Below are 11,873 nucleotides of genomic sequence, written 5' to 3' on the forward strand. Positions count from 1 at the left end.
AAAAGGAGTAGCTCCTGCGCGCTAAGACACAGGGATACATATAAGTTTATCCATAACATTCATTAGAAATTATCTAGAAAGGAGTCTGTATATGGCAGATCAGCGGGATTTGTTCGTTTATTTACTTGACCAGATTCAATTACATAATGAAGATATTCGCGCACATTTAAGTGATGTGGAGGTTGACCATGTGGATATTCTTGTCAATTCCAAGCGATGGGTCTTCTATTTCAATCGGCCTGAACGCATTTATCCGGATGCTTACGAAATCTTCCAAAAGCAAATCGTTAATGCTTTTAAAGACATTGCAGAGATAGAAGTTTGGTGGCAATTTGACCAATTAGAGCTGGATGAAGCAGATATCGAAAATTACTTTGCTGCGGTGGTGCGTCGCCTATCAGATGAGAAGCCTTTTGTTAAGGCATGTATGGAGAATGCACAATTTCATTATGAGGTAGGTAAGGTAAGTATTGGCTTGTCTAGTCCCCAATCCGTCGAGATGGTCCAAGGTAAATACCATGAAATACTCCAAATGCGCTTGAAGCAAATGGGTATCGAGAATTTAAGCTTGGAATATTATGTCGATGAAGCATTGCGGTCGCTTGAAGAAAGTACGATTAATGAGCGCAAAAGTCAGGAAGATGAGGCGAGCCTTTTAGAAGCCTTGCGCCAGCAAGAAGAGCGCCAGGAACAACAAGCTCGAGCCGAAATGGAACAGGCTTCAGATGTGGAGCCCATCGGCAAGGATATACCACCGACAAGTCCAACTCCTATGAAGGAATTGGAAGATAATCAATTCAAGCAAGTAATCGAAGGTTATGTCTTCTCTAAAGAAGTCAAGGAATTACGGGGCGGCAACCTACTCATGATCCTAGGGGTGACCGATTACACGAGTTCCGTAACAGTTAAACTTATTTCAGGACGCAGAATTAAGGCGACTTCCTTCGATTTATACAACAAGGGCGACTGGGTACGTATGGAAGGCGATATGGTGCCGGATAATTATACGTCGGAATTATATTTCCGGCCAAGAAGTATGCGCAATATCGCTCCCAAATACGTCCGCTATGATAAGGCACCAGAAGGCGAACGCCGAGTTGAATTGCATGCCCATACGCAAATGAGCCAATTAGATGCGACCAATTCTGCAGCGGATATTATTAAACAAGCGGCTGCTTGGGGCCATCCGGCTGTAGCGATTACCGATCATGCTGGCGTGCAAGCCTTTCCGGAAGCTTTTAACATGAGTAAGCAGTTGGGGATTAAAGTCATTTATGGCTGTGAAATTTACTTGGTGAATGATGGCGAGCCGGTGGCATATAACGAAGCGGCCATCCCCTTGAAAGATGCTACTTACGTTGTATTTGATGTGGAGACGACAGGTTTATCCAATGTATATGATGATATTATAGAACTTGCCGGGGTGAAGATGAAGGAAGGGGAGGTCATCGATCGCTTCGAGCGTTTCGTTCATATCGATCGCCCACTCTCTTCCTTTATTACCGAGCTAACGAGTATTACAGATGACATGCTCAAAGATGCTCCAGACTTAAAGTCGGTGATGACAGATTTTAAGGCCTTTTGTGAGGGATGTATTCTTGTAGCGCATAATGCTAGCTTTGACATGGGCTTTATTAATAAGGGCTATCAGAAAGTGGGCCTAGAGCCAACTGATGCGCCGGTGATTGATACCTTGGAACTATCACGAACGGTTAATCCAGAGTTCAAAACGCATGGTTTAGGCGTATTAGCTAAGCGTTATAATATTACGCTTGAACAACACCACCGGGCCATCTATGACTCAGAAACGACCGGTTATATTCTCTTTAAGATGCTTGCCCAAGCTAAGGAAATGTATGGGATGGTCGAACATCAGGATTTAAACCAACAAATGGGCCAGAACGATAGCTACCAGCAAGGCCGGCCTATGCATGCGACCTTATTAGTTCAAACCCAAATCGGCTTAAAGAATCTCTTTAAGATTGTCTCCGAAGCGAATGTAAATTACTTTTACCGCACGCCTCGGGTGCCACGCAGTCTCCTGAAGAAATACCGGGAGGGCTTGCTCGTTGGGACTGCCTGTGCTGAGGGTGAAGTGTTTACCGCGATGATGCAGAAAGGTTACGATGAAGCACGCGATCTAGTTGATTTCTATGATTATATTGAATTGCAACCCAAAGCAATATACCAAACGTTAATTGCTGATGAAGTGATTCGTGATGAGGCCACTTTGGAAGAGATTATGCGTGATATGGTGCGCCTCGGTGAAGAAACTGGCAAGACAGTGGTCGCAACGGGTGATGTGCACTACATTGATCCGAAGGACCAAATTTACCGGGAAGTACTTTTACGCTCTATGAAAGCCAATGCTAACCGTAAGCTCAATCTTGCGCCAGCTCATTTCCGTACAACGGATGAGATGTTGGCAGAATTTGCCTTTTTAGGTGAGCAAGAAGCCTATACCTTAGTTGTGGAGAATTCTTTGAAAATCGCTGACAGCATCGAAGAGATCGAAGTAATTAAGAAAGACTTATATACCCCGATTATTGAAGGGGCTGAAGAGGAAATTAAAGCGATGACTTATGGCAAGGCCCATGAAATGTACGGCAATCCGCTGCCGACCTTGATTGAAGAACGCTTGGAAAAGGAATTGACCAGTATTATCTCGAATGGATTTGCTGTAATCTATTTAATTTCACAGAAGCTGGTCTTAAAAAGTAATGAAGATGGCTACTTAGTTGGTTCGCGGGGCTCAGTAGGTTCAAGCTTGGTCGCGACCTTAACCGGGATTACAGAAGTTAACCCGCTAGCCCCTCATTATTATTGCCAAAAGTGCCACCATAATGAATTCTTTACGGAAGGTGAGTATGGTTCAGGTTATGATTTGCCAGATAAGGCGTGTCCAGAATGCGGTGAGCTGATGCAGAAGGACGGGCAAGATATTCCTTTCGAAACCTTCCTAGGCTTCTATGGGGATAAAGTTCCTGATATCGATTTAAACTTCTCTGGGGACTATCAAGCGCGGGCTCATGCTTATACAAAAGAGCTTTTCGGTGAGGATTATGTATATCGAGCTGGGACTATCGGTACGGTCGCTCAAAAGACGGCCCTAGGCTATGTGCGGGGCTATGAAGAGCATACCGGTGAGATGTTGCCACAAGCTGAACGCGAGCGTCTAGCCTATGGCATTGAAGGGGCGAAGCGGACGACCGGGCAGCATCCAGGCGGTATTATTGTTATTCCGGATAATATGGAAGTGTATGACTTTACGCCGATTCAATATCCAGCGGACGATAATAATGCGGAGTGGAAGACGACGCATTTTGATTTCCATTCGATAGATAATAATGTATTAAAGCTTGATATTCTTGGACACGATGACCCGACTATGATTCGCATGTTGTTCGATTTGACGGGGGTTGATCCGCAGAAGATACCAGCAGTTGAAGAGAAGGTCATGCAAATCTTCCAGGGGACTGAAGTCTTAGGTGTTACACCGGAACAAATTTACTCTGAAACGGGGACACTGGGTGTACCTGAATTCGGGACTAACTTCGTCCGTGGTATGGTTGCGGAGACGAAACCAAGTAACTTTGCTGAGTTGCTTAAGATTTCCGGCCTCTCGCATGGAACAGACGTCTGGTTAGGTAATGCCCAAGATTTGATTCGCAATAATGTCATCGAATTCTCTGAGGTGATTGGTTGTCGAGATGATATTATGGTGAACTTGATTCACTATGGCTTGGAAGATGGTCTCGCCTTTAAGATTATGGAAAGTGTCCGGAAAGGGAAGGGAATTCCTGATGATTGGCAGGCCGAGATGCGTGCCCATAATGTACCTGAGTGGTATATTGAGTCGTGCTTGAAGATTAAATACATGTTCCCTAAAGCACACGCGGCGGCCTACGTCTTAAATGCCTTGCGGATTGCATATTTCAAGGTATACTATCCCATCCAATATTATGCGGCCTACTTCTCAATTCGGGCTAAAGATTTTGACTTGACTGCCTTTTACCAAGGGAAAGAGATGGTTAAGCGGCGCATTCGGGAAATAAACGATAAAGGCTTTACCGCGACCAATAAAGAAACCACGCTCCTAACGGAGTTGGAGATTGCTAATGAGATGCTGGAGCGGGGGTATCGTTTCCAAATGGTGAATTTGGAGAAATCCGATGCAAGAAATTTCGTAATTGATGGCGATTCTTTAATTCCACCGTTTCGGGCCATCCCTGGCTTAGGTGCCAACGTCGCCGATCAAATTGTTAAAGCCCGAGAAGAAGCAAGCTTCTTGTCGAAAGAAGATTTGCAGAAACGTGGGAAAGTTTCCAAGACTATTATGGAATATATGGATTTAAACGGCGTATTAGAAGGCTTGCCGGAGGAGGATCAGTTGAGTTTATTTTAAGGGTAGCCAGCATTTCCTGAGGGGGTGCTGGTTTTTATAACACTGACTTATCTTATATCAAGATACAATGTAGGTTGAAAAATCTAGTCGAATTAACCTTTAGTCATCATTCGATTCATTGAGGTGGATTTTTTGGGAGTTTAGCTTATTAATAGGCATTTTGCCTTGTTTAATCTGGACGGGGAGATATGTACTTTGCATGATGATTCGTATTTAAACAAAGCAATGCATATTTCTTGCAATTAATTCGTTTTCGAACTAATATATAGATAGTTTAAAGATGCTGATGAATTGAAGAAAGGAAACGATAATTATGACAAAAGTTGGTGTACTTGTAGGAAGTTTAAGAGAGGGTTCATATGCGCGAAAGTGGGCTGAGGAATTTACGAAATTATTGCCAGAAGATTTCGAAGTGACTTTCCTTGAAATTGGTAATTTACCTTTATATAGTGAAGAATACGACGAGAATGAGCCAGCTGAATATGCAAGTTTTCGGGCAGAAGCCAAAGCGCAAGATGCAATTGTAATCTCGACACCTGAATACAACCGTTCAACGTCTGCTGTATTGAAGAATGCTTTAGATGTAGGTTCACGCCCTTATGGTTCAAGTGTATGGGACGGTAAGCCAACCATTATTATTGGCCACTCCATTTCTAATATTAGTGGAGCGAATGCTATTCAAAGCTTACGTCCAACCCTTGCTTTCTTGAATATGCCTGTGCTACCGCAACCTGAAGTACAATTAGCTAACTCTCAAAAGTATTTCGATGATGCCGGTAATTTGAATAATGAAGGCACGAAAGATTTCTTACAAGGGGCAGCCGATGCCTATGTTGCCCATGTCAAACGTTACGTGGACTAAGCCTCTTGCAAGCGATAGCTTGATGTGTTACAATTAATAACGGAATAAGTCGGAAAGGAGTGAGCGATTTTCGCTTGCTCTTTTTTATGCGAATTTTCTAATGCATAGAGATACCTGCAGATGAATACTTAGGTGAAATTATTCTTAGAAGGGGTGAAGTATGAGCGCTATTGTTAAAGCTTTGCAACCAATCATTGAACCTATTGTCCAAGAGCATCATTGTTATTTAGTTGATATGGAATATGTCAAGGAAGGTCCGAACTGGTTTCTACGTGTATACGCTGATAAAGAAGGTGGCATCGATCTGGATGATTGTGCGGCCATTAGTGAAGACGTAAGTGTTGCCTTAGATCAACTTTCGGAAGATCCGTTTCCAGATGCATACTATTTAGAAGTTTCTTCGCCTGGGGCTGAGCGTCCCTTGAAAGATGAAGCGGCAATTGAAGGAGCTGTAGGTGAATACGTTCATTTCGCCTATTATGTCCCACAACATGGGGAAAGCTTCCATGAAGGAACGCTTTTACGTGTCGAAGCGGATGCTTATATTCTAAAAGTAAACCTTAAAGGTCGCATAAAGGAACTTGCGATCGATAAAAATGCCGTGTCTCATGCGCGCTTGGCAATTAAATTTTAATAATTAGAGGTGAAATACACATGAGCAAAGAACTTGTTCAAGCAATGGATTTATTGGAAGAGGAGAAAGGTATCTCCCGTGACGTCATCAAAGAAGCATTAGAATCTGCGCTTGTCTTGGCCTATAAGAAGAATTATGACAGTGCTCAGAATGTGGAAGTAGATTTTGACGTGGAGGAAGGAACCATCAAAGTCTATTCCGTTAAGGAAGTCGTTGAGACGAACTATGACAGCACCTTGGAAATTAGTCTTGATGAAGCCTTGAAAATTAATCGTGCTTATGAAATTGGTGATAAGATTAAATTTGAAGTAACGCCTTCAGATTTCGGTCGCATCGCTACCCAAACGGCGAAGCATGTTATTCTGCAACGCTTACGGGAAGCAGAGCGCGAGATTGTCTATAATGAATACATTCAGTATGAAGATGAAATTCTCACAGGAACCGTTGAGCGACAAGATGCTCGGGCCGTTTATGTCAACTTAGGGAACGTTGAAGCGATTATGCCTCAACGCGAACAAATTCCGGGTGAGCAGTTCACCATGGATCAGCGCATTAAAGTTTATGTAGCTAAAGTTGATAAAACAACCCGCGGGCCGCAAATTGTGGTCAGTCGGGCGCATCCAGATTTCTTGCGTCGTTTATTTGAACAAGAGGTGCCAGAAATATATGATGGTGTTGTTGAAATTATGAGTATTGCCCGTGAAGCTGGCGACCGCTCTAAGGTGGCCGTTCGTTCGCGCGATGCAAACGTAGACCCAGTCGGTACTTGTGTTGGACCAAATGGCCAACGGGTACAAACGATTGTTTACGAATTAAATGGCGAGAACATGGATATTATAGAATACAGCGATGATAAGGAAGTTTTCATCCGCAATGCCATGAATCCTGCTGAAGTTGTAGACGTGATTTTTGAAGAAGAGGGAAGCAGCGAAGCGATTGTTGTTGTACCAGAATACCAATTATCATTAGCCATTGGTAAGAAAGGGCAGAATGCCCGCCTCGGTGCGCGACTAACCAACTGTAAGATTGACATCAAATCGGAAGAAGCCTATGCATCTTACCAAGCCAAGAAAGAAGCTGCCCGCTTAGAAGCAGAAGCTTTAGCTGCCAAAGACGAAGCGTCAGCAGCCGTAGCGGATGATATCGCAAGCATCGAAGATTTAGAAGCTATTCCAGGTGAAGGCAGCGTTGAAGAAGCGATTCAACAAGCAGATATTGCCGAGAATAACTACGATTCGGAAGATGTAGAAGAAGCCATTGGCGAAGTGGAAATCGATGGCGAGCAGACGTATGATGAACTTGTCGAAGAAGTCGCATACGATGAATTAGCCGTCATTGATGAAGAATTAACAGAAGAGTAGGTGGACGCATGAGTAAACAAGGACGTCAACGCAAGATTCCCATGCGTAAATGTATTGTCTCTCAAGAAATGTACCCGAAGAAAGAACTCGTACGCGTAGTCAAAACCAAAGAGAACGAAGTCTTTCTTGACCCAACTGGCCGCCAGAATGGCCGGGGTGCTTACATTGCCCTCGATCCCGAATTGGCTAAGAAGGCAAAGAAAGAGCGCACCTTTGATAAAGCTTTTGGCATAAAGATTGCCGATGAATTCTACGATGAGCTCTATGCCTATGTTGACCATCAGAAAGCGCGTCAAGAGCTCCTATGAAAGAAAGAGACAAAGCTATAAACTTTCTTGGTCTCTGTCAACGCGCAGGGAAATTGGTCAGCGGCGATGAACAGGTAGAACAAGCGACAAAGTTTGGTCAAGTCTATGTTCTTCTATGCGCCAGTGATGCCAGTGAGAGTGCCAAGAAGCGTTACCAGAATTTATCCGAAAATTATGATATTCCATTGTATACGCAGTTTACTCGGGAGGAATTATCCAACGCAATCGGCAAAGCGCGAACAATGTTGGGGATTCAAGACCGTGGAATGGCCAAGAAATTTATGTCTTATGAAGATGGAGAAGAAACAATGAACTAAACACATATAACAGGAAGGTGATTGTATGACAGCAAAACGCATTTACGAATTTGCTAAAGAAAACGACATGACCAGTAAAGCCATGTTAGAGTTAGCTAAAGACGCCGGTTTAGAATTCGGCAGCCACATGTCATCTATTAGTCCAGAAGAGCAAACGACTTTAAAGAAAGCGATGGCAAACCCAGGCAAGTCTAAACAAGAGCAGAAGTCGACCCAAAAGCCTCGTCAAGAGAAAGGCCAAGGCCAATCTGCCTCTAAAGGTGATCAGAAACGTCAAAATCAGAATGATCGCCGCCAAGGTAATCAAGCGAAGGATAAGCCGAAGAATAATAAACGACGCAATAAGTCAGGTAATAATCAAGCGACTCAACAAGGCAACCAAGATAGTAACCAAGAAGGTGGGCGTCGTCGCAATCGTCGCAATCGCCGTCGCAATCGAAATCAGAATCGCAACCATAACCAACCGCAATCTAAAGGCATTACCCAGCGTAAGTATAAAGACTTACCAGAGTCTTTCGAATACTCAGAGGGTATGAATATTCAAGATATTGCGAAGATTTTCCACCGGGATGCAACGGAAATTATTAAACGCCTCATGATGCTAGGAGTCATGGCTAACCAGAACCAAGCTTTATCCAAAGACATTATTGAATTAATTGCTATGGAATACGGCGTAGAAGCCATTGAGAAAGTGGAAATTGACGTTTCAGATCTTGAGCAATATTTCGAAGCGCCGGAAGGTGCCGAAGTGACGTCTCGTCCACCAGTTGTGACGATTATGGGACACGTTGACCATGGTAAGACGACTTTACTCGATCAATTACGCCATACCCGCGTCACCGAAGGTGAAGCCGGAGGTATTACCCAACATATTGGTGCTTATCAAGTCGAAGCGAGTGGTCAAATGATTACTTTCTTAGATACACCAGGTCACGAGGCCTTTACAACCATGCGGGCACGGGGTGCCGATGTTACTGACATTGCTATTATTGTCGTAGCAGCTGATGACGGGGTTATGCCGCAAACTGTAGAAGCAATTAGTCATGCTAAAGCGGCGAATGTGCCAATTATTGTAGCAATTAATAAGATTGATAAGCCTGAAGCGAACCCTGACCGCATTAAGAATGAAATGACTGAACATGAACTCATTCCAGAAGAATGGGGCGGGGACACCATCTTTGTTGAGATTTCAGCTAAGAACAATACAAACATTGATGAATTATTAGAGATGGTCCTACTTGTCGCTGAAGTTCAAGAATTGACGGCTGTAGCTGACCGCCTGGCTGTAGGTTCAGTCATTGAAGCACGCTTGGATAAAGGTCAAGGGGCGACGGCTACCTTGCTAGTTCAAGAAGGGACGCTGAATGTAGGTGACCCAATTGTTGTAGGGAATACTTATGGCCGGGTACGGACGATGGTGAATGACCAAGGTCGTCGCATCCGTGAAGCCGGACCAGCCACACCCGTTGAAATTACTGGTTTAAATGACGCACCTCAAGCCGGGGATTTATTCGTCGTCTATGAAGATGAGAAGACGGCACGTCAAGCTGGAGAAGAACGTGCTAAACAAGCACTCTTAGAAGCGCGTAATGCCAGCCAGAAAGTCACCTTGGATAATCTATTCGAAACGCTTCAAGAAGGCGAATTGAAATCGGTGAATGTAATTATTAAAGCCGATGTTCAAGGTTCAGCTGAAGCACTTAGCGCAAGTCTACAGAAGATTGATGTAGAAGGCGTTAAGGTGAACATCGTTCACTCGGCAGTTGGGGCTATTAACGAGAGCGATATTTCCTTGGCTGCTGCCTCAGGTGCAATTGTCATCGGCTTTAACGTTCGTCCGACCCCACAAGCGCGTCAAGAAGCTGAAGCAGAAGAAATCGATATTCGTCAATACCGGGTCATCTATGATGCGATTGATGAAGTCGAAACAGCTATGAAAGGTCTATTAGACCCAGAATTCAAAGAAGAAGTGCAAGGTCAAGCTATCGTCCGCGAGACATTTACGGTGTCGAAATTGGGAACAATTGCCGGATCTTTTGTCACCGATGGCTATATTGCAAGAAGCAGTCAAGTTCGTCTAATTCGGGATAATATTGTTATTTACGAAGGTGACTTGAAGAGCTTGCGTCGTTTCCAAGACGATGTGCGGGAAGTTACGAAAGGTTTCGAATGTGGAATTATGATTGAAGGGTATAATGACATCAAGATTGATGATGTGATTGAAGCCTTCCATATGGTTGAAGTTAAACCTAGCTAAAAGGAGAAAGTAACATGGCTAAATATCGAGTTGGCCGCGTTCGCCAAGAGATTCTACGTGAGGTCAACGACATCTTGATGAAAGAGGTCAAGGACCCACGTGTAGATGGTGTCACGATTACAGACGTTGACCTAACGGGAGATTTATCTCAAGCAACGATTTACTATAGCACTTTATCTGACCTAGCCGGTCAAAGGCAGAAAACTGAGGATGGCTTACAAGCTGCTACAGGTATCGTACGCCGTGAATTAAGCAAAAGATTAAGCCTATATAAAGTGCCAGAAATCGCATTTGAACGCGATCCATCGATTGACTATGGTAGTCGTATCGATGATTTATTAAAGCAAATCCAAGAAGATGATGTCTAATTATCTGAAGTCCAGGGGAAACTCTGGGCTTTTTATTTTGCACCATAAATTGCTTCTATTTTATACACGTCAATTTCAAGTTTAAATTATTCGCTGTAAGTATTTTGCACATACTTTGAACTGTGGCAATCGAAATTAGACTTTGTGAATCTAAGGTGACATTTATAGGTCAAAAAATATGTATAACACTGACTTGCCTTGCATCATTATTCAACCTATGGGAAAAATGCGGTCATATCAACGTTTCATAATCATTATATTAATTCTACCTTAAATTTACCTAGCCATAGTGCGTTTGCTTATTTGAGTTACTTATGTTTGAGTATTTATATATTTTGAAGAAAAGGACCTCCATTGAGGCAGGGACCACATTACCTCTTAGTAGAGCTTTGTTCATTTATTTGCTATAATATGTTTAGTTTATATTAGAGGTGTAAATATGTACGATGGACTTTTGCCTGTTTGGAAAGCTGCTGGTATGACGAGTCATGATGTGGTTTTTAAGGCACGTAAGATATTAGGAATGAAGAAGATTGGTCATACTGGAACCTTGGATCCTGCTGTGGAAGGGGTTCTTTTGTTATGCCTTGGGAAGGGCACCAAGCTTGTTGAGCTGTTGATGGATGGTGAGAAGGTCTACCAAGGTGAAGTGACCTTTGGTGTGAGTACGGAAACGGAAGATGCTGAAGGGACTGTAGTAGAAGAACAGCCTGTTGAGACAGCAATCCCAGATGAGACGATTGACCAGGCTATGCAGGAATTGACAGGTGTTATTACGCAAATTCCACCGATGTATTCAGCAGTGAAAGTGAAGGGACGCCGTTTATACGAATATGCTCGGGCGGGAGAAGTGGTTGAACGTCCTAAACGTCAAGTGAGTATTGATCGCTTCGAGCGAATGCAGCCATCCATCTATGATGAACAAAGCAAAATGCAGCGTACAGTATTTATGGTTCATTGTGGTAAGGGGACGTATATCCGCACTTTAGCCGTAGATTTAGGGCGAAAGCTAGGTTATCCTGCCCATATGTCTCAGTTGATACGCTTGTCAACTGGAGGTTTTGGCAAGGAAGATGCGGTAAGCTTAGAGGAGCTCGCCGAGGCGGTCCAGACTGGCGCAGAGCTTCCTTGGATCCAGCCCATTGAAACAGGCCTCAAGCATCTGCCTCGCCTAGACATTCAAGGGGAAGCTTTGATTAAAGTTCGAAATGGCCAAGTGCTCGAGGAAGATTATTTCGGGGCGACCATTAAGGAAGCAACGGTAGTCTATAATGACGGTCACGCCATAGCTATATATGCGCCCCATCCAAGTAAAGCCGGCCTGATTAAACCACAGAAAATGTTCTAAAAGAAAGGATTGC

General features: G+C 43.7%; 9 protein-coding genes. All 9 read left to right on the forward strand.

What is annotated here, in order from left to right; translation table 11 throughout:
• Window positions 1–91: 91 nt before the first annotated feature.
• The gene (locus CL176_RS05360) at window positions 92–4,405 is read left to right on the forward strand and encodes a PolC-type DNA polymerase III (protein WP_118990380.1); all 4,314 of its coding nucleotides are present in this window, start codon (window positions 92–94) and stop codon (window positions 4,403–4,405) included.
• A gap of 313 nt (window positions 4,406–4,718) precedes the next feature.
• Window positions 4,719–5,267, forward strand: a complete 549-nt coding sequence (locus CL176_RS05365; RefSeq protein ID WP_118990381.1) for an NADPH-dependent FMN reductase — start codon at window positions 4,719–4,721, stop codon at window positions 5,265–5,267.
• 160 nt (window positions 5,268–5,427) lie between these two features.
• Window positions 5,428–5,901 carry a ribosome maturation factor RimP gene (gene rimP / locus CL176_RS05370; RefSeq protein WP_118990382.1) on the forward strand — a complete coding sequence of 158 codons (474 nt, stop codon included), beginning with the start codon at window positions 5,428–5,430 and terminating at the stop codon, window positions 5,899–5,901.
• 20 nt (window positions 5,902–5,921) lie between these two features.
• The gene (nusA, locus tag CL176_RS05375) at window positions 5,922–7,262 is read left to right on the forward strand and encodes a transcription termination factor NusA (RefSeq protein WP_118990383.1); all 1,341 of its coding nucleotides are present in this window, start codon (window positions 5,922–5,924) and stop codon (window positions 7,260–7,262) included.
• A gap of 8 nt (window positions 7,263–7,270) precedes the next feature.
• The gene (rnpM, locus tag CL176_RS05380; RefSeq protein ID WP_118990384.1) at window positions 7,271–7,570 is read left to right on the forward strand and encodes an RNase P modulator RnpM; all 300 of its coding nucleotides are present in this window, start codon (window positions 7,271–7,273) and stop codon (window positions 7,568–7,570) included.
• Window positions 7,567–7,887 (forward strand): L7Ae/L30e/S12e/Gadd45 family ribosomal protein, encoded by a 321-nt coding sequence (locus CL176_RS05385; RefSeq protein ID WP_118990385.1) that lies wholly within the window; start codon window positions 7,567–7,569, stop codon window positions 7,885–7,887. The genes rnpM and CL176_RS05385 overlap by 4 nt, the downstream gene beginning before the upstream one ends.
• A gap of 25 nt (window positions 7,888–7,912) precedes the next feature.
• Complete coding sequence (gene infB, locus CL176_RS05390) at window positions 7,913–10,144, forward strand: translation initiation factor IF-2 (protein WP_118990386.1); 2,232 nt, start codon at window positions 7,913–7,915, stop codon at window positions 10,142–10,144.
• Between the two features lie 14 nt (window positions 10,145–10,158).
• Window positions 10,159–10,512 (forward strand): 30S ribosome-binding factor RbfA, encoded by a 354-nt coding sequence (gene rbfA, locus CL176_RS05395; protein WP_118990387.1) that lies wholly within the window; start codon window positions 10,159–10,161, stop codon window positions 10,510–10,512.
• A 439-nt stretch (window positions 10,513–10,951) separates the two neighbouring features.
• Window positions 10,952–11,860 carry a tRNA pseudouridine(55) synthase TruB gene (gene truB, locus CL176_RS05400; protein ID WP_118990388.1) on the forward strand — a complete coding sequence of 303 codons (909 nt, stop codon included), beginning with the start codon at window positions 10,952–10,954 and terminating at the stop codon, window positions 11,858–11,860.
• Window positions 11,861–11,873 lie beyond the last annotated feature (13 nt).

Origin of the sequence: Suicoccus acidiformans (assembly GCF_003546865.1) — a bacterium.
GTDB lineage: Bacteria > Bacillota > Bacilli > Lactobacillales > Aerococcaceae > Suicoccus > Suicoccus acidiformans.

Excerpts from the sequence above, each read along its gene's own strand:
- CL176_RS05360 (WP_118990380.1), top strand. The coding sequence starts at position 92 with ATGGCAGATCAGCGGGATTTGTTCGTTTATTTACTTGACCAGATTCAA.
- CL176_RS05365 (WP_118990381.1), top strand. The coding sequence starts at position 4,719 with ATGACAAAAGTTGGTGTACTTGTAGGAAGTTTAAGAGAGGGTTCATAT.
- rimP (WP_118990382.1), top strand. The coding sequence starts at position 5,428 with ATGAGCGCTATTGTTAAAGCTTTGCAACCAATCATTGAACCTATTGTC.
- nusA (WP_118990383.1), top strand. The coding sequence starts at position 5,922 with ATGAGCAAAGAACTTGTTCAAGCAATGGATTTATTGGAAGAGGAGAAA.
- rnpM (WP_118990384.1), top strand. The coding sequence starts at position 7,271 with ATGAGTAAACAAGGACGTCAACGCAAGATTCCCATGCGTAAATGTATT.
- CL176_RS05385 (WP_118990385.1), top strand. The coding sequence starts at position 7,567 with ATGAAAGAAAGAGACAAAGCTATAAACTTTCTTGGTCTCTGTCAACGC.
- infB (WP_118990386.1), top strand. The coding sequence starts at position 7,913 with ATGACAGCAAAACGCATTTACGAATTTGCTAAAGAAAACGACATGACC.
- rbfA (WP_118990387.1), top strand. The coding sequence starts at position 10,159 with ATGGCTAAATATCGAGTTGGCCGCGTTCGCCAAGAGATTCTACGTGAG.
- truB (WP_118990388.1), top strand. The coding sequence starts at position 10,952 with ATGTACGATGGACTTTTGCCTGTTTGGAAAGCTGCTGGTATGACGAGT.